This is a genomic window from Oribacterium sinus, assembly GCF_963537195.1.
Taxonomy (GTDB): Bacteria; Bacillota; Clostridia; order Lachnospirales; family Lachnospiraceae; genus Oribacterium; species Oribacterium sinus_A.
Genome location: NZ_CAUTEG010000045.1, coordinates 1 through 17,808, shown reverse-complemented (window position 1 = coordinate 17,808; position 17,808 = coordinate 1). Strand labels below are relative to the sequence as shown.

14 protein-coding genes are annotated in these 17,808 nt (G+C 44.6%); 13 read left to right on the top strand and 1 reads right to left on the bottom strand.

Translation table 11 applies throughout. From position 1 onward, the window contains the following. Nucleotides 1-114: 114 nt before the first annotated feature. A complete protein-coding gene (locus RYL27_RS06595; RefSeq protein WP_314345333.1) occupies nt 115-1,629 on the bottom strand; it encodes a CoA-acylating methylmalonate-semialdehyde dehydrogenase in 1,515 nt (504 codons plus the stop codon). Nucleotides 1,630-1,806: 177 nt separating this feature from the next. On the opposite strand from RYL27_RS06595, the gene RYL27_RS06590 reads away from it, so the two are divergent. From RYL27_RS06590 to RYL27_RS06530, 13 genes are all read left to right on the top strand, one after another. Continuing rightward, a complete protein-coding gene (locus RYL27_RS06590; RefSeq protein ID WP_314345331.1) occupies nt 1,807-2,568 on the top strand; it encodes a DeoR/GlpR family DNA-binding transcription regulator in 762 nt (253 codons plus the stop codon). Between the two features lie 254 nt (nt 2,569-2,822). Further along, nucleotides 2,823-3,665 carry a ketose-bisphosphate aldolase gene (locus RYL27_RS06585; protein WP_314966056.1) on the top strand — a complete coding sequence of 281 codons (843 nt, stop codon included), beginning with the start codon at nt 2,823-2,825 and terminating at the stop codon, nt 3,663-3,665. Between the two features lie 19 nt (nt 3,666-3,684). Beyond that, entirely contained in the window at nt 3,685-4,719 is a 1,035-nt protein-coding gene (iolC, locus tag RYL27_RS06580) for a 5-dehydro-2-deoxygluconokinase (protein WP_314966055.1), read from the top strand. A 9-nt stretch (nt 4,720-4,728) separates the two neighbouring features. After that, on the top strand, nt 4,729-6,660 hold the full coding sequence (gene iolD / locus RYL27_RS06575) for a 3D-(3,5/4)-trihydroxycyclohexane-1,2-dione acylhydrolase (decyclizing) (RefSeq protein WP_183683171.1): 1,932 nt from the start codon (nt 4,729-4,731) through the stop codon (nt 6,658-6,660). A gap of 15 nt (nt 6,661-6,675) precedes the next feature. Then, nucleotides 6,676-7,467, top strand: a complete 792-nt coding sequence (locus tag RYL27_RS06570) for a 5-deoxy-glucuronate isomerase (RefSeq protein ID WP_314966053.1) — start codon at nt 6,676-6,678, stop codon at nt 7,465-7,467. Nucleotides 7,468-7,551: 84 nt separating this feature from the next. Further along, on the top strand, nt 7,552-8,448 hold the full coding sequence (gene iolE, locus RYL27_RS06565; protein WP_007157889.1) for a myo-inosose-2 dehydratase: 897 nt from the start codon (nt 7,552-7,554) through the stop codon (nt 8,446-8,448). A gap of 177 nt (nt 8,449-8,625) precedes the next feature. Next, a complete protein-coding gene (gene iolG / locus RYL27_RS06560; RefSeq protein WP_308580035.1) occupies nt 8,626-9,642 on the top strand; it encodes an inositol 2-dehydrogenase in 1,017 nt (338 codons plus the stop codon). Nucleotides 9,643-9,740: 98 nt separating this feature from the next. Next, complete coding sequence (locus RYL27_RS06555) at nt 9,741-10,862, top strand: sugar ABC transporter substrate-binding protein (RefSeq protein WP_314966050.1); 1,122 nt, start codon at nt 9,741-9,743, stop codon at nt 10,860-10,862. Between the two features lie 205 nt (nt 10,863-11,067). After that, nucleotides 11,068-12,561 carry a sugar ABC transporter ATP-binding protein gene (locus RYL27_RS06550; RefSeq protein WP_314966048.1) on the top strand — a complete coding sequence of 498 codons (1,494 nt, stop codon included), beginning with the start codon at nt 11,068-11,070 and terminating at the stop codon, nt 12,559-12,561. A 1-nt stretch (nt 12,562) separates the two neighbouring features. Continuing rightward, nucleotides 12,563-13,537 (top strand): ABC transporter permease, encoded by a 975-nt coding sequence (locus RYL27_RS06545; protein WP_308580030.1) that lies wholly within the window; start codon nt 12,563-12,565, stop codon nt 13,535-13,537. A gap of 175 nt (nt 13,538-13,712) precedes the next feature. Continuing rightward, complete coding sequence (locus RYL27_RS06540; RefSeq protein WP_314966047.1) at nt 13,713-14,732, top strand: Gfo/Idh/MocA family protein; 1,020 nt, start codon at nt 13,713-13,715, stop codon at nt 14,730-14,732. A 306-nt stretch (nt 14,733-15,038) separates the two neighbouring features. Continuing rightward, nucleotides 15,039-16,625, top strand: coding sequence for a hypothetical protein (locus tag RYL27_RS06535; protein WP_314966045.1), 1,587 nt, complete (start codon nt 15,039-15,041; stop codon nt 16,623-16,625). Between the two features lie 741 nt (nt 16,626-17,366). After that, nucleotides 17,367-17,808, top strand: a 442-nt coding sequence (locus tag RYL27_RS06530; RefSeq protein ID WP_314966043.1) for a PD-(D/E)XK nuclease family transposase, incomplete at its 3' end; no start/stop codon positions are given.

Below are 17,808 nucleotides of genomic sequence, written 5' to 3'. Positions count from 1 at the left end.
AAGCGCTGTATACGAGAACCGTACGTACAGTGCTGTGAGAGGACGGCGGTTAGTCACCGCCTCCTACTCGATTATAATGATTTAGGCGAATCAGGATGTTTTCCGATTTTCGGATTAAACATCAGTACTTCCTTCCCATGTTCCTACTTCTCTGTGAGCAGACTTCTCATCGAACCAGTGTGTGGTTACGGTCTTTGCTCTGGTGAAGAAGCGAACACCGTCTCTTCCGAGAACGTGAAGGTCTCCAAAGAAGGAATCCTTGTTTCCGGAGAAGGGGAAGTAAGCTGTCGGTACAGGAATTCCCACGTTGATTCCTACCATTCCTCCATCAGTTTCCATAGCAAAACGTCTTGCATAGTAGCCGCTCTGGGTAAAAATTGCAGAACCGTTAGCGAAGGGGTTTGCATTCATGATAGCGATACCCTCTTCATAGTTCTTTACTCTCTTGATACAAGTAACCGGTCCGAAGATTTCGCAGTCACCGATGCTCATATCCTTAGTAACATGGTCGAAGATGGTTGGTCCAACGAAGAATCCGTTCTCCAAGCCGGGAACCTTCACATCTCTACCATCCAATACAAGCTCGGCACCTTCATCAATACCCTTCTGAATCCAGTTCAATACGCTTTCTTTATGCTTTGCGGATACAACAGGTCCTAACTTGGTATCCTCATCATAAGCGGCACCGATCTTCATAGCCTGTGCCTTCTCCTTTAAGAGCGCTACAAACTTATCGGCAATGCTATCCTGAACCACGATTACAGGAAGAGCCATACAACGCATTCCTGCGCATCCGTAGGTAGAGTTGATGATGGCGTTGGTTGCACTCTCTAAATCAGCATCCTCTAAGAGAAGAGCATGGTTCTTTGCCTCTGTTTGAGACTGAACACGCTTTCCGTGAGCAGCAGCAACGGAATATACTTCCTTACCAACCTTGGTGGTTCCTACGAAGGTAACGGCCTTAATGCGCTCATCCTTCAAAAGGATATCCGCTTCTTGTCTTCCGCAGGTTACTAAGTTTACAACACCCTTTGGGAAATGTGCCTCTTCGTAGAAAAGCTCCAATATTCTCATGGAAGTGAGAGGAGTCTGGCTGTTAGCCTTTAATACAACGGTATTTCCGGTAGCGATAGCCACAGGAACCATCCAACCCCAAGGAATCATAGCAGGGAAGTTCATAGGAACAATGCCGGCAACTACACCAAGAGGTGCTTTGTAAGTAGCGGTGTCATATCCGGTGGTTACATTCATAGAGGTTTCGCCCTGCAGAAGGTCAGGAATGGCACAAGCCAGCTCTGTAGGCTCAATAGCCTTCTGTACGTCTCCTCTTGCCTCACCGATGGTCTTTCCAAGCTCCTTGGCACAAAGTTGAGATAACTCTTCCTTATGCTTAATCAAAACATCTCTCCAGGTAAACATATATTGGGTTCTCTTGGAAATGGACATTGCGCTCCATGCAGGAAAAGCTTCCTGGGCAGAGGCAATCGCAGCCAAAACCTCTTCCTTAGTACAGCTTGGTACCTCAGCAATTACTTCGCCGGTACTGGAATCCGTAATAGGCATATATTTATCCGTCTTAGAGGGAACCCACTCACCGTTGATGCAATAGTTCATTCTTTTTACTCCCATGTTACTCCTCCTTTGTAAACATTCTTGAAAAATGGGTAAATGTTGAGTATAATGTTAGCATATCTATGGTATATGTCAAGGAGTAACTTGAAATTTACCAAAAAACGCATGAAAGAGAAGAGGGAATATGTATAACAAGGGGAATGAAGAGGAGAAAGGTCGAGATGGAGGAAAAGCATGAGGGATAAACGTTTGGATGATATGGAAGAATATATTTTGTCGCAGAAGGACAGCAGCTTAGACGAACTTTGCAAAAAATATCAAATTTCCAAAAATACAGTACGAAGAGACATTGAAGAATTACTATTAAGAGGAAATATAAAAAAGGTTTATGGCGGAGTAAAGGCTAAGGAAAATGCCGGGAAACAGGTGGAGCTGTCCGCGTTTTCCGAAAGAAATATAAGCCATAAGGAAGAGAAAGAAAAGATTTGTAAATCGGCCGGGGAACTGGTGAAGGAGGGAGATACCATCTTTATCGATACCGGAAGCTCCTGTGTGAATCTGGTAAAGTACATTGGCCATGTTTCCTGCATGATTATCACCAACAGCTTGAGAGTGGCTTACATGGCGAAGGATTATCCCGGGCTACAGCTCCTAATGCTGCCGGGGAGCCTTAGACGGGAAACCATGTCCTTTGTGGGATTGGAAACGGTGGAACAGCTTCGGATTTACAATATCGATCAGGCCTTTATGGCTGCTACCGGAGTATCTTTGCAGAAGGGTATGACAAACGCCTCCGCATATGAATACAACATTAAAAAAGAGGTTTTGGAACGCTCCAGAATCAAGAATCTGATGGTGGATCATTCGAAATTCGGGAAAACGGCTCTTTATACCTTTGGGGATTTTCAGGACTTTGACTGTCTGATTACAGATACCTGTCCACCGGAGGATTATGTGGAGATGCTGGGGAAAAATCATGTGAAGCTTCTTTATTAATAGTAGACGTTATCCAAAAGGGACTTTTCATTCTGCTTTTTACTTAAAAAAACAGGATGAGTAAGTTCCTTTTTATGTTAACTTATAAATTTTATGAAATCCCCAAAGCTTATCTGTTGAATTTTACAAAAACTTACCCATGAATAGGTAGAAATTAACCATAATTTGCAAATTGTATTGACATAAAAGCAATGAATTGATAATATTTTTCGTAATTAATGAGAAAGTATTAGATAGTTAAGGGGGAAAATCAAATGCCACTGGTAAAGATGAGTAAGTTGCTGGAAAATGCAAGAAAAGAGAACAGAGCCTGTGCCTCCCTGAGTGTTTACAGTATGGAAAGTCTGATGGGGGTTATGGCCGCTGTTGAGGAACTAAAGATTCCTGTGATTTTGCAGCTGGCAGAGGCGAGATTCGGAACAGCACCGCTGGAACTGATGGGACCCATGATGCTTTCAGCAGCGAAGAATTCTTCTATTGATATTGCAGTGCATTTGGATCACGGTTTGACCTTTGAAACCATTGAGAAGGCTCTTCAGATGGGATTCACTTCCGTCATGTATGACGGCTCTCTTCTTCCGATAGAGGAAAATATCGCTAATACCAAAAAAGTAATCGAAATGGCGAAAAACTATGATGCGGATGTGGAAGCGGAACTTGGATTAGTAGGAAAGGGAGAAGGCGGAGGTGTGGATCACGGCGTGGCCTATACCAAGAAGGAAGATGCCCTTCGATTTTGTCAAGAGACGGGCGTTACAGCTTTAGCCATTGCCATAGGAAACAAGCACGGTAACTATGACGGGGAACCGAAGCTTCGATTTGATATTTTAGAAGAAATTCATCAGGCATTGCCGGAACAATTTTTAGTACTTCACGGAGGCTCAGGAATCTCAGATGAGGACTTCCAAAGAGCCAGCCACCTGGGCATTCAGAAAATAAACATTGCAACAGCGCTGGCTGCGGCAGTGGTAAAGGCTTGTAAAGAATATTGTGAGGAGAATCCCAAGGGAGACTTCTATAAGATGAGTAAAAGAGCAGTTGAGGAAGTAGAAAAGACGGCACAACACCATATTCTGGTGTTTGCGGGAAAAGAATAGGATTTTCGGAGGAGAAAAAATGGAACTGTTTTCATTAGATCAGAGTAAAGAATTGGATATTATCTTTTTAGGAAGAGTAGCCATTGATTTTAATCCGGCATACTCCAAGGAAGTAAAAGAAGAGTTTAAGCCCTTGGAACAGGTGCATTTCTTTGAAATGTTTGTAGGAGGCAGTCCTGCAAACTCCGCTTTGGGAGTACAGAAGCATGGCTTAAAGGCAGGGTTTTTCTCCTGTGTATCCGATGACCAGTTTGGAGACTTTGTGATTAACTTCCTTTCCGAAAAGGGCGTGGATACCAGTCACATTGTTCGGGCACAGCAGGGAGAGAAGCTTGGACTTACCTTTACCGAGATGCGTTCCAAGTCGGAAAGCTCCATCCTGATGTATAGAAACCAGGCGGCGGATCTATCTCTTTCCGTAGAGCATATTGATGAGGAATATATCAAGAAGGCAAAGGCGATTCTGATTTCCGGAACTGCATTAGCAGAAAGCCCCTCCAGAGAGGCAGCCTTAAAGGCTGTGATGCTGGCAAAGAAAAATGGCGTAAAGCTCATTTTCGACATCGACTACCGTGCCTATAACTGGAAAAACCAGGATGAAATCGGCATCTATTATGCACAGGTGGCGAAGGAAGCGGACTTGATTATCGGCTCCAGAGAGGAATTTGACTTAACAGAGCAGTTCATCCAAAAGGGCATGAGTGATGAGGAGAGTGCTAAATACTGGTTCTCTCAAAACGCCACGATTTTGGTTGTCAAGCATGGTATGAAGGGCTCCACAGCCTATACCAAGGACGGAAAGGCTTACAGCATTAAGCCATTCCCGGTGGAGGCCAGAAAGGGCTTCGGCGGTGGAGACGGCTACAATGCAGCATTTTTATCTTCTTTATTTAAGGGAGAAGAGATGATTGTTTGTTTGGAAAATGGTTCTGCAGAGGCGGCAATGATGGTTCGCTCCAACAACTGTTCCGTAGACCTTCCCACAACAGAAGAGCTTCAGGCCTTCATTAAGGAAGAAAAAGAACAGTACGGAGAGATGATTGCCAGAGTATAGGAGTGGAATATGGAGAAGACAATTCGTTTAACGGTGGCTCAAGCCATTGTAAAGTTTTTGGATCAGCAGTATGTGTGTTTTGACGGAAAAGAGACCAAGTTTGTAGAGGGCTTTTTCACCATCTTCGGTCATGGAATTGCCTTAGGAATCGGTCAGGCTTTGGACGAGAATCCCGGAAGTCTCCATGTAATGCAGGGAAGAAATGAGCAGGGAATGTGCCATGCGGCTATCGCCTTTGCTAAGCAGCATAATCGGAGAAAAATTATTCCCTGTACTTCTTCAGTAGGTCCCGGTTCTGCAAATATGCTGGTGGCAGCAGCTACAGCAACAGTGAACAATATTCCATTGTTACTTTTCCCGGCGGATACCTTCGCTTCCAGACAGCCGGATCCGGTTTTACAGCAGTTGGAGAACTTAGGCAGTCTTGCGGTAACCACCAATGACGCGTTTAAGCCACTTTGCAAATACTGGGACAGAATTACCAGACCGGAAATGATTATGTCTGCCCTGATTCAGGCCATGAGAGTTCTTACCGATCCTTCCGAATGCGGAGCGGTGGCTATCGGTCTCTGCCAGGATGTGGAAGGAGAGGCATACGATTATCCGGAGTATTTCTTCCAAAAGAGAGTACACAGAATCAGCAGAGTATCTGCGGCGAAGGAAGAAGTGCAGGATTTGGCAGATGCCCTTTCCAAGAGCAAGAAACCTCTTATCGTTGTAGGGGGAGGCGTAAAATACAGTGAGGCCGGGGAGGCTGTGGAGGCCTTCTGTAAGGAATTCAATATTCCTTTCGGAGAGACACAGGCCGGAAAGAGTGCTTGTAAGTCCTCTGATCCTTACTGCTTAGGAGGAATCGGTGTTACCGGAACCTTGGCGGCAAATCGTATTGCTAAAGAAGCGGATACAGTGCTGGCTATCGGTTCTCGCCTGTCCGACTTTACCACCGGCTCCAAGTGGCTCTTCAGAGAAGAGGGAGTGCAGGTTCTTACTATTAACAACAACCGCTACCATGCCTATAAGATGGATGCCATCAAGGCGGTAGGAGATGCCAAGGCTACTTTGGAAGAACTGGCTAAGGCATTAAGAGAAAAGAATTATCGTTCCGCTTACAAGGGAGAAATCGAAAGCTGTAAGGCGGAATGGGATAAGGAATATAATCGTTTGGCTGAATATGCCTACAAGGAAGAGGGCTTCGAGCCATTGGTACCGGAAAGAGACCCAAGAACCATTCCGGAGTTTGTGGAAAAGACGAAAGGCTATCTTACCCAGACCGCAGCAATCGCCGCTCTCCGGAGAAAGATGCCTGCAGACGGTATCGTCATCACAGCAGGAGGATCCCTTCCCAGCTGTATGCAGAGGCTTTGGACAACAGATTCCCGTTACGCTTATCACGCAGAGTACGGCTACTCCTGCATGGGCTACGAAGTAGCTGCAACCCTTGGGGTAAAGATGGCAGAGCCGGAGAAGGAAGTTTATGCAGTGGTGGGAGACGGCTCCTTCCAGATGCTTCACTCCGAGATTATGACCATCGTGCAGGAAAAGAAGAAGGTAAACATTCTTGTCTTTGACAACTGCGGCTTCGGTTGCATCAATAATCTGGAGATGACCCACGGCGTAGGCAGTATTGCCACAGAGTTCCGCTATACCACAGGACAGAAGCCTGAGGGTGAGCTGATTCTTGTGGACTATGCCAAGGTGGGAGAGGGCTACGGCTTAAAGACCTATACCTGTAAGACCGTTCAGGAATTGGAAGAGGCCTTAGAGGATGCGAAGAAGCAGGATAGAACTTGTCTGTTTGACTTAAAGGTTATCCCCAAGACTATGACCAACGGCTATGAAGCTTGGTGGGACGTGGGAATGGCTGCGGTTTCCGAGAAGGCATCTGTTAAGGAAGCTTACGAAGAAGTGATTCGTCACAGAGAAGAGGCTAGAAAGTACTAGAGAAAGTCAGGAAATATGGAGAAAAAAGTATTTGGATATCCGGAGTTCAGTGCGGAGGGCGAGCAGATTCTTTGCACCTATGAAAATGAATACCGGGATATGCTGATGGACATCCGGGTATATCGGATGAAAAAGGGAGAGGAAAGACGTTTTTCCAAGGAAAAGGAAGAGTTTGCCGTTTTACTGCTTTCCGGAAAAATCAAGTTTGTCTATGAAGGCACGGAAAAAGAAGGAAGCAGAAAGGATGTCTTCACAGAAGGCCCCTATGCGGTGCATCTTTCCAAGGGAAAAGAAGTTTTGATAAAGGCTCTGGAGGACAGTGAAATTCTTGTGCAGTGTACGGAAAATGAAAAGGATTTTCCCACAGAGTTTTATGAGCCAAAGGATGCGCCCTGGATTTACTCCGGCGCCAAGGGAAAGTTTGGAAATGTAGCCAACCGTCAGGTAAACACCATTTTCGACCACGAAATTGCTCCCCTTTCCAATATGGTTTTGGGAGAGGTCCTAAATGATAGAGGAAACTGGTCCGGCTACCTGCCCCATAGACACGATCAGCCGGAGTGCTATTATTTCAAGTTTGACAGACCGGAGGGCTTTGGCGCCAGCTTCGTAGGAGATCAGGTATTCAAATCCGTTGACGGAAGCTTTTCCGCAATCCCCGGAGGATGCTTACATCCCCAGGCAGTGGCGCCGGGATTTCTAATGTATACCTGCTGGATGATTCGGCATTTGCCCGGAAAACCCTGGAACCAGACTGACCGTTGCGAGGATGAACGTTATACCTGGCTACATGATGCAAAGTTTTAAGCAAGAGGAAGGAAGCAGAGGCTCATCCTCTTGTAGGAAATAAAAGCAGCATTGCTGCGAGAGTTGAGAAAAAAGGAGCAAACTATGTTAAACAAGGAAAAAATTTCTCTGGGTATTGCCCCCATCGGCTGGACCAATGATGATATGCCGGATTTGGGAAAGGAAAATACCTTCCAGCAGACCGTTTCCGAAATGGCTTTGGCAGGATTTTCCGGAACAGAGGTAGGAAGCCACTATCCCACTGATCCTGTAGAGCTGAAGAAGGCTTTGGATTTAAGAGGTTTAACCATCTGTAACCGTTGGTTCTCCTCCTTCCTGATTTCCAAGCCTTACGAAGAGACAGAAGAGGCTTTCCGTAAGGAGCTGGCATTCTTAAAGGCTGTGGGTGCCAAGAGAATCGGTGTTTCCGAGCAAAGCTACAGCACCCAGGGAAAGCTGGATCAGCCTATTCTGGAAGGCAAGTATGTGATGAATGATGAGGAGTGGAAGAAGCTTACCGAGGGCTTAAACAAGCTGGGTAAGATTGCCAAGGAAGAGGGTATGATTCTTACCTTCCACCACCACATGGGAACCGTAGTACAGACTGAGGAAGAAATCGACCGCTTTATGGCGGAAGTGGATCCCGAGTATGTGTTCCTGCTTTTCGACAGCGGACATTGCTCCTTTGCAGGAATTGACCCTGAGAAGGTTTTAAAGAAGTATATTTCCAGAGTTCGCCACATCCACTTAAAGGATTTAAGAAAGGCTGTGGTAGAGGAGTCCAGAAAGAATCATTGGAGCTTCTTAAAGAGCGTAAGAGAAGGATGCTTTACCGTTCCCGGTGACGGAGATGTGGACTTTGCTCCATTGTTCAAGATTATCGAAGAATCCGGCTATGAAGGTTGGGTACTGGTAGAGGCTGAGCAGGATCCTGCAAAGGCAAATCCGTTAGAGTACGCTATCAAGGCCAGAAAGTACATTCACGAGAAGACCGGACTATAAGTCGGGAACAAGATAGTTCATCACTTCATCAGAATCTTGCAGAAAAAAGCTATAGAACATTTGGCGGAACAAGCTTGTCGAAGTAAATCTATAGAGAAAAATGTAAAGCAGTAAAACACAAAAGAAGTAAAAAGCTCCGAAGAAGGATAGCGGAGTAAAAATACAAAAGGAGGAATTATGGGAAAAACAGTAAAAATGGGACTTTTGGGAATGGGCAGAATCGGAAAGCTTCATGCCATGAACATCCAAAACAGTCTTCCTAACGCAGAAATCATTGTTGCAGTAGACCCCTTCTTAAATGAAGAGATGGAAGCCTGGGCTAAGGGTATCGGCATCACAAACTGCAGCAAGGATCCTAAGGATGTTTTTGAAAACAAAGAAGTAGAGGCAGTTTTGATTTGTTCTTCCACAGACACCCACGCGGATTTCATTATTCAGTCCGCAAGAGCAGGAAAGCAGATTTTCTGTGAGAAGCCAATCCACACCGACTTGGATAAGATTAAGGAAGCTTTGGCGGAAGTAGAAAAGGCAGGGGTAAAATTACAGCTTGGATTCGTTCGTCGTTTCGATCGTTCTCACAAGAAGGTAAGAGATGTGGTGGCATCCGGTCAGTTAGGAAAGCCCTATGTAGTAAAGGTTTGCTCCAGAGACCCTGAAGCACCACCTATGTCCTATGTGGCTGTATCCGGCGGAATCTTTATGGATATGATGATTCATGACTTTGATATGGTTCGTTACCTTGCAGGCTCCGATATTACCGAGGTAAACACGGTAGGCGCTTGCCTGGTAAATCCTGACTTTGCAAAGTATGACGATGTGGATACCGCTATCGTGACCTTGAAGTTTGCTAACGGTGCCATCGGCGTAATCGACAACTGTCGTCAGGCTCCCTACGGTTATGACCAGAGAGTGGAAGTACATTGCGAAAAGGGTTGTGTACAGGATAACAACAATCTTGAAAATGAAGCTTATATCAGCACTGCATCCGGTGTGGAGGGAGCAAAGCCCACATGGTTCTTCTTAGAGAGATATAACGATGCCTTTATTGCGGAAATGGAGGACTTCGTAGATGCAGTATTGGAGGGCAAGGAAGTACCTGTAGGCGGTAAGGACGGTTTGGAATCCGTACGCGTGGCTATGGCAGCAAGAAAGTCCCTGTTAGAGAAGCGCCCTGTACAACTTAGTGAAATCTAAGAGCGGAATTCTTCTATATAGAAGAGAAAAGTTCTTGATCGATAAAATAACCCGTTCCAAGAGGAACAAAAATCCATTTTATAAGAGAGGTAATCAAAATGTTTAAAAAAGCACTTGTAGTTTTAATGGCAGCATCTGCTCTTTCCTTCGCTCTTACAGGATGTGACAAGACTGAGACCAAGACAGAAAATGCAGGAACCGAGGCTAAGTCCAAAGAGGCTAAGTCTGAGGAGGCTAAGTCTGAGGAAGCTAAGGAGGGTAAGACCGAGGAGAAGGCTGAGGCTAAGTCCGATTCTTCCGAGGATCCCTTGGCAGGAGCAAGCTTCGAAGGAGATTACAAGATTGACGTAATCTTAAAGACCACCTCCTCCGAGTACTGGAGCTATGTGGTAGCAGGAGCAAAGGCATTTGAGAAGGATCACCCAAACGTTAAGGTTGAGGTTAAGGGTGCAAGCTCCGAGACTGCTTATGACGAGCAGCAGAACATGATCGAGACCGACTTAAACTCCGGAAGCTATGACGGATATGTTATCGCTCCATTACAGGCTGACCTGGTTAAGACTCTTATCGCAGGACAGACCAAGCCAATCGTGGCAGTAGATACCAATATCGATGCTAAGGAAGTATTATCCTTCGTAGGAACTGCAAATGACACTGCGGCAAAGGAAGGCGGAAAGGCTGCTGTTGAGGAAGCAAAGAAGAGAGGCTGGACAGAGATTAAGGCCATCTCCATTTCCGGAGTACAGGGAGACGGAACAGCAACTGCAAGACTGAAGGGATATCAGGAAGGTATCAATGAAGCAGGCGGAGAGTTCTTGGAGAAGGAAATCCAGTATGCTGACGCAGTAGCAGATAAGGCTGTAACTTCTATGGAAGCTATTATGCAGAACCACCCGGAAGGAATCGCTATCATCGCTTGTAACAATGACGATATGGCTATCGCAGCAGCAAGAGCAGCTAAGGGTAACGAAGCATACAAGAATACCATTTTCATGGGCTTCGACGGCATCAAGTCCGCATGTGAAGCTATCCTTGACGGAACAGAGTCTATGTCTGTTGCACAGGAAGCTTATGACATGGGATACAAGTCTGTAGCTGCAACTGTTGCAAAGTTAAATGGAACAGAGCTTCCAGAGTTCATCAACTCCGGCGTATCCGTAATCACAAAGGACAACGCGCAGAAGAGATTGGATGACCTGAACTCTTACTTAGGAAAGTAATCATAGCTTTGAAAATCAAATCAGCCGGAAGATAGCGGATGCTTCCGAGCAAAATGAAGTGAATCTAAGCACAACAAAGGGATGTTTCTCCTCATAAGAAAACATCCCTTTTCTTGAAAGAAGACAAAAAAGAAATTTTTTTCAAATACATTTTTGTGAAAATCATAACAGGCACTATACACAAGAGTAAAATAAAGGGGAAAGCATGAAGGAAAGTATTGTACAACTGAAGGATGTACGCAAGACCTTCCCCGGTGTGGTTGCGCTAAGCAAGATGCAGTTAGATGTACGTAAAGGCGAGATTTTAGGATTGATCGGAGAGAATGGAGCAGGAAAGTCTACGCTGATTAAAGTATTAACTGGGGTATACCATCCGGATGAGGGGCAGATCATCGTAGAAGGACAGGAAAGACAATTTAAAACTCCACAGCAGGCCATTTCTGCGGGAATATCCTGCGTGTATCAAGAACTGAATATTGAGAAGCTGCTTTCGGTAACCGACAATATGTTTATCAACAAGTGGATTCACAAAGGGCCATTACTGGACTATGGAAAAATGCACCAGATAGCTCAGGACATGATGAAGAAGTTGGGATTGGATGTGGATGTGCGGAAGCCGGCAGGACACTACGGCATGGGTGTTCAACAGATGATTGAAATCTCCAAGGCCCTTCTGGCCAATGCCAAGTGTATCATCATGGATGAGCCTACCTCTTCCTTATCGGAAAAAGAGGTAGAAGAGCTTTTGAAAATCTGTAGAGATTTACGGGAGCAGGGAATCGGCATCATCTTCGTATCCCATAAGCTGGAGGAGCTGTTCCAACTCTGCGACCGGATTACCGTTATCCGTGACGGAGAATACATTGATACCAAGGACGTGGCGGATTGGGACAATGACAGCCTGATTAAGGCCATGGTAGGCCGTTCTCTGGATAACCAATTCCCGAAGGAACCAGGCGTGCGTTCTGAAAAACCATTGTTGGAAGTAAAGAATATTCACCGTAAGGGCGTGCTTCACAATGTATCCTTTAAGGCTTATGGCGGAGAGGTTTTAGGATTTTCCGGACTGGTAGGTGCGGGAAGAACAGAAACCATGAGAGCCATCTTCGGAGCAGACCCCATTGACGGAGGAGAAATCTATATCCGCGGGGAGAAGGTGGATATTAAGAATCCCAAAGATGCTATCCGGGCTAAAATTGCTTTCCTGACCGAGGACCGGAAGGGACAGGGACTGATTTTAAATGAGTCCATCCAGAACAATCTGATATTAGCGAATTTAAAGGGTTATCAGAAGGGGTTGTTCTTAAGTCAGAAGGATATGGACAGCATGGGTGAGGGCAGAATTCAAGAGCTAAGCATTAAGTGCCCAAGCCAGGAAGAAAGAGTAGGACAGCTTTCCGGCGGAAACCAGCAGAAGGTGGTTATCGGAAAGTGGTTAAATACCAATGCAGACATTTATATCTTGGATGAACCTACCAGAGGAATCGACGTAGGAGCCAAGGTTGAAGTGTATCAGGTCATTAACCGTTTGGTAAAAGAGGGAAAATGTGTCATCATGGTGTCTTCCGAGATGCCGGAAATCCTGGGAATGAGTGACAGGGTGCTGGTAATGCGTGAAGGAAGAATCACCGGAGAAATGTCAAGAAGTACAGATGCTTTCAATCAGGAATCCGTGATGAAGGCAGCTTGGGAGGTATAAGATGCAAAAATCAAAATTAGGAAATTTAAGTAATTATATTGGAACATTTGCGGCACTGATTATTCTGTGTATCGCATTGGCATTGGCTTCTCCCAACTTCTTGGATAAGGCGAATTTGATGTCTATCTTAAAGCAGACCTCCTTCAATGCCCTGCTTTCCACCGGAATGTTGCTTACCTTGATTACCGCAGGAATCGACCTTTCTGTAGGCGCTACGGCAACCTTCGGAGCCTGCGTAGCAGGAGCTATGGTAAGAATGGGAGTGACCAATCCGGTATTTTTGTTCTTGGCTGTGTTAGTAGTAGGCGGTGTTGTTGGACTGATTAACGGTCTTCTTCTTACCCGTCTTCACCTGCCTCACCCCTTCGTATCAACCCTTGGTATGAAGAACGTGCTTTGGGGAGCAGCTTTAATTATCACTTCCTCTCAGATGATCAGCTTCTCCAACACCGGAGCAGAAGGCATCATGGTACTGGGAAGTGCCACCATCTTAGGGGGATTCCCTATCAGCTTCGTAGTGGTAATTTTGATTTACATTCTTATGCATATCCTTCTGACAAAAACTGCCTTAGGTCGTTCCATCTACTGTGCCGGAGGAAATATGGAGGCTACCCGTCTTTCCGGAATCAATGCGGACAATGTATTAACCTTCTGCTATGTGCTTTCCGGCTTTATGGCAGGCTTTGCAGGAATCGTATCCATTGGCCGTTCCGGAATCTCTAACGGTGCAAATGCAATTCAGCCCTATGATACCGATGCAATCGCAGCTTGTATCATCGGTGGAGCATCCTTCATGGGAGGAAAGGGAACCATGGTGGGAACCATGCTGGGCGCATTAATCATTGCGGTTCTCAGAAATGGATTTACCCTGCTTTCCGTACCCTCCGCTTGGCAGAACCTGGTGCTTGGTTTGGTAATCATTGGCGCCGTACTTCTGGATGTAACAAGAGAGAGAATGCAGAAGAAAAAGAAATAAGACAAATTTCCTTCAGGTCTATTCCATCGAAAATTGAATAGCTGAAAAATGAATCTAAAGCGGATTTGTTCCTAAAAAAATGTGGGCAAGAATAACTCCACTGTTAGTGAACAAATCCGTGATTTTTTTATGGAAACAATACAAAATAGAAAACATACAACAATAGGAGAAAAATATGAGCGAGATTAAAGTGGGCATCGTAGGACTGGGACGCTTAGGAAAGGTACACGCAAGAAACATTGCCTTTAAAATTCCCGGAGCAAAGCTGGTGGCTGCCTGCTCCATTATGGAAGCGGAACTACAGTATGCAAAGGAAGAATTGAAGGTTTCAGAAACTTTTACTTCTTATGAAGAGATGCTGGACAAGGCAGATTTAGATGCAGTAGCTATTGTAAGCTCCAGCCCCTGTCACTGTGATCAGATTGAAAAGGCTCTAGCTAAAGGCCTCCATGTCTTTACGGAAAAACCTCTTGGGGTGGATGTGGAAGAATGTAAGAAGGCGGAGAAGGCTGTGGAGGCCCATCCCGACCAGGTATTCTTCTTGGGATTTATGCGCCGTTTTGATCCCTCTTACAGTTACGCGAAGAAAAAGATTGAAGAGGGTGCTATCGGAACTCCCTATATGGTAAAAGCAACAGGAATCGATCCAGAGGCGGCTGTAGAGGGTGCTATCAAGTTTGCCCCAACCAGCGGAGGCCTATTTATCGATATGGCTAGCCATGATGTGGATCTGATTCGTTGGTTCTTAGGAAGTGAAGTGAAGGAAGTATATGCTCTGGGAGCAAACTTCAAGCATCCGGAATTTTTATCCTGTAACGATACAGAAACCGGTGCGGCATTATTCCAACTGGAAAATGGAGGAATTGCTGAACTTCATGTAGGAAGAACCGCAGCCCATGGGTATCATATTGAAACAGAGATTGTGGGAACGGAAGGCAGCATCAGAATCAGTCCCGTGCCGGAGAAGAATCTTGCCATCCTCTATGACCGCTACGGAGCAAGACAGGAATGTGTAGAAAGCTTTCCGGAAAGATTCGATGAGGCATACCTTTTAGAAATGCAGGAATTTATTCAGTGTATTATCGAAAAGAAAAAGCCGAAGCTTTCCGTATATGACGGAACCCGGGCAACAGAAATCTGCTTCGCCATGAAGAAGTCCTTTGAAGAAAAGAGACTGGTTAAGCTAGGAGAGTAGAAAATTTATAGAACCCCATTGTGAGGATTCGCTACAAATAGTATTATGGAAAATCCCATACAACAGAGACATAGGGCTATAAAACAAAAGAATTGATTAGGAAAGTATTAAGAATTAGCTTAAGAACTTCGTAAGCATTTGTTTTTCCTTTGTAATAGACAAGGAGGAAAACATAGTTTATAGTGGGACAGGTAACGGGGCGAGCCCTAAAAATAAAGAAAAATTAGAATTTCTTTAGAAAAACTCTTGAATGGAAGAGAATTAAGGGTTATAATCGTCACGCAACTTGGATTATTATTTCCATGAATGAAAAAGGAGAGTGCATTAATTATGAGAAAGCAAACAAAATTGGTTGCAGCTTTATCTGCAACAGCTTTACTTGCTATTGGAGCTTCTGCAGTAACTTTTGCTGCAGGCTGGAACAATTCCACAGGTGAGTGGCAGTACCTTGACAACGAGGGAAATGCTGTTGCTGATGCTTGGAGAAAGTCCGGAGACTACTGGTTCTACCTTGGATCCGATGGAAACATGGCTAAGAACGAAGTTGTTCAGAACAACGATGATTACTATTTCGTAAACGGCGATGGTGCTATGGTTACTAACCAGTGGGTATCCTTCGACGAGTCCACAGAGGACGGAAACGATAAGAGATGGATGTACTTCGGTGCAGACGGTAAGGCTTACAGAGATAAGAATGACAAGCTCACTATTTCTGATATCCATACTATCAACGGCAAGAAGTATCTTTTCGACCAGGAAGGTAAGATGCTTTACGGTTGGTTAGGCGATGAGTCTGCTCTTGTAAGCGGAGATGACGCTTGGACAACTGCTAAGTACTACTACGGTGGATTTGATGACGGTTCTGCTCAGCACGGTTGGGTACAGTTAACTGTAAACGACAACGGTGAGGACAGCACTGCTTGGTTCTACTTTGATGACAACGGTAAGATTTCTCGTGACAAGAAGAAGACCATCAACGGACAGACATACTACTTCGATGAGAAGGGTCGTATGATCGAGGATTGGTCCACAGCAACAAAGCTTTCCGGAAGCTCTTTCAGCGCTAAGCCAATGACATCTGACAGCGTTGTTTATGTAAACGGCGATGGCGGTGCTAGAAAGAACCAGTGGATTTGGGCTGTTCCGGCTGAGTCCTATATTCAGAAGGATTATGAGAACGATTCCGCTTCTTGGTGGTATGCAGATAACAGCGGTAAGATCGTTAAGAATAAGGTTAAGAAGATTAAGGGTAAGGTATATGCCTTCGATGAGTTTGGCCGTATGGTTTCCGGCTTAGTAAGTTCTCCTAACGGACGTGACAACTTCGACGCTGCATCCGGTGTAGGCGACAATGATTATCAGGATCTTGCTGGTACACAGTACGCAGGACTTACTATTCCCGGTAAGGTATACTACTTCTCCGGTGATGGTGAGAAGGACGGTTCCAGAAAGACCGGATACCAGAAGGTAGATTTCGATGATGATACATACGAGATGTACTTCAACAACAGCGGTGAGGCTGCAAATGATTATGTAGCTAAGATTAAGAAGTACGCTAAGAACGGTGTAGTTCTTAAGGCTAACAACGATGATTCTAACTATGCTGGAGTTAAGGTTGATAGCTCTAACGTGAAGAAGTTAGATTCTAGCAATACAGGTGTTAGCTACTATAATACTTCTTCTACTGGATCTCTTGTAGGACAGGTATTGGTTAACACAGCCGGTTCTGTACAGGCTAGCAAGACCAACTTAAAGGACAGCAATGATATCTACTATGCTACTGATAAGAATGGTGTAGTTCTTTACAATGGTGAGAAGAAGCTTTACACTGTTTCTAGCACAGATCATCCAAATGCTGTTACAGTAGGAGCAAAGACATACTACACAGAGTAATTTCTGCTTATGAAAAAAGAACCCTTCGGGGTTCTTTTTTTTTCTAAAAATTTGGATTTAAGGTAGTTTGTTTGAGGGGCTTATAAGACAAAACAGGCTTATAGGACAAAACGTGTTGATGAAAACCGCTCTACACCCTTGCAAATCAAGGTTGTAGGGCGGTTCAATCTATTTAAACTACTTGAAAATGGATAATAGCAAGGGGGACTGCATATATGCGGAGCTTCGGAGCACTAGCTACCCTCTAGCCACAAGGCACGCTCCCGCTAACTTCGCCCGGCTAGCGGTACTAAACTCAATCTTCGCTTCGCTCGCTTTTGTTAAGTACCTAGGGGCTCAGATTACCTTGTGGCTAAAGGGTAGACAGTGCTCCTTAGTTCTTGATATAGGCGAAGATGTGGATATGCAGTGCACCTATGTTTTAGGGTATACCAAAAGGTGAGAATATGCAGTGCTCCTAAGCTAACGAATATGCTGAAGGGTGAGGATGGGCATGGGAAAGATGTGCTGTGCCATTTCATCAACCATACTTTTATATTATCCATATACGGATATTATCCGAATGTGGAGTATAGGAGATTCCTTTAACTCGTTGTAAAATATAAATCAATGAATCACACAACTTTCTAAATAGTCTACATTAAATTTTTAATTCGTATATCGCTATTTTTTTTATTTATTCTAAAGACTATAAATTTTTCTTTATCTAATTCTATTATTTCTATTTTCAGCAGGTGGCTTATGAAAAAAACAAATTTTACCAAGTCTAATACTAAAACAATCGATTATTCAGAAGCTATTCTAAAGAGTACAAGAAAAAAGATGGATGCTCTAGAAAAGAAAAAAATCATTGCATCTCTAACCTTGATGGATGACCTCTTTATGCAAGTAGTTCTGGAAGAGCAGGCTTGCACGGAGTATATTCTGCAAACGATTTTGGGCAAATCTTCCTTAAAGTTAAAGGAACAAAGGCTTCAAAAGAGGCTGCCAAATCTGCATGGAAGAGCTTTGGTATTGGACTGCCTTTGCACCGATGAAAAAGGCTTGCTTTATAACATCGAAGTACAAAATTCATCTGCCGGAGCAATTCCTAAAAGGGCTCGTTATCATGCCGCACTTATGGATACACATACCCTAAAGAAGGGAGAAAAGTTTTCCAAATTACCGGAAAGCTATGTTATAT

Coding starts and splice junctions, on each gene's coding strand:
- RYL27_RS06595 (WP_314345333.1), bottom strand. CDS start 1,629: ATGGGAGTAAAAAGAATGAACTATTGCATCAACGGTGAGTGGGTTCCC.
- RYL27_RS06590 (WP_314345331.1), top strand. CDS start 1,807: ATGAGGGATAAACGTTTGGATGATATGGAAGAATATATTTTGTCGCAG.
- RYL27_RS06585 (WP_314966056.1), top strand. CDS start 2,823: ATGCCACTGGTAAAGATGAGTAAGTTGCTGGAAAATGCAAGAAAAGAG.
- iolC (WP_314966055.1), top strand. CDS start 3,685: ATGGAACTGTTTTCATTAGATCAGAGTAAAGAATTGGATATTATCTTT.
- iolD (WP_183683171.1), top strand. CDS start 4,729: ATGGAGAAGACAATTCGTTTAACGGTGGCTCAAGCCATTGTAAAGTTT.
- RYL27_RS06570 (WP_314966053.1), top strand. CDS start 6,676: ATGGAGAAAAAAGTATTTGGATATCCGGAGTTCAGTGCGGAGGGCGAG.
- iolE (WP_007157889.1), top strand. CDS start 7,552: ATGTTAAACAAGGAAAAAATTTCTCTGGGTATTGCCCCCATCGGCTGG.
- iolG (WP_308580035.1), top strand. CDS start 8,626: ATGGGAAAAACAGTAAAAATGGGACTTTTGGGAATGGGCAGAATCGGA.
- RYL27_RS06555 (WP_314966050.1), top strand. CDS start 9,741: ATGTTTAAAAAAGCACTTGTAGTTTTAATGGCAGCATCTGCTCTTTCC.
- RYL27_RS06550 (WP_314966048.1), top strand. CDS start 11,068: ATGAAGGAAAGTATTGTACAACTGAAGGATGTACGCAAGACCTTCCCC.
- RYL27_RS06545 (WP_308580030.1), top strand. CDS start 12,563: ATGCAAAAATCAAAATTAGGAAATTTAAGTAATTATATTGGAACATTT.
- RYL27_RS06540 (WP_314966047.1), top strand. CDS start 13,713: ATGAGCGAGATTAAAGTGGGCATCGTAGGACTGGGACGCTTAGGAAAG.
- RYL27_RS06535 (WP_314966045.1), top strand. CDS start 15,039: ATGAAAAAGGAGAGTGCATTAATTATGAGAAAGCAAACAAAATTGGTT.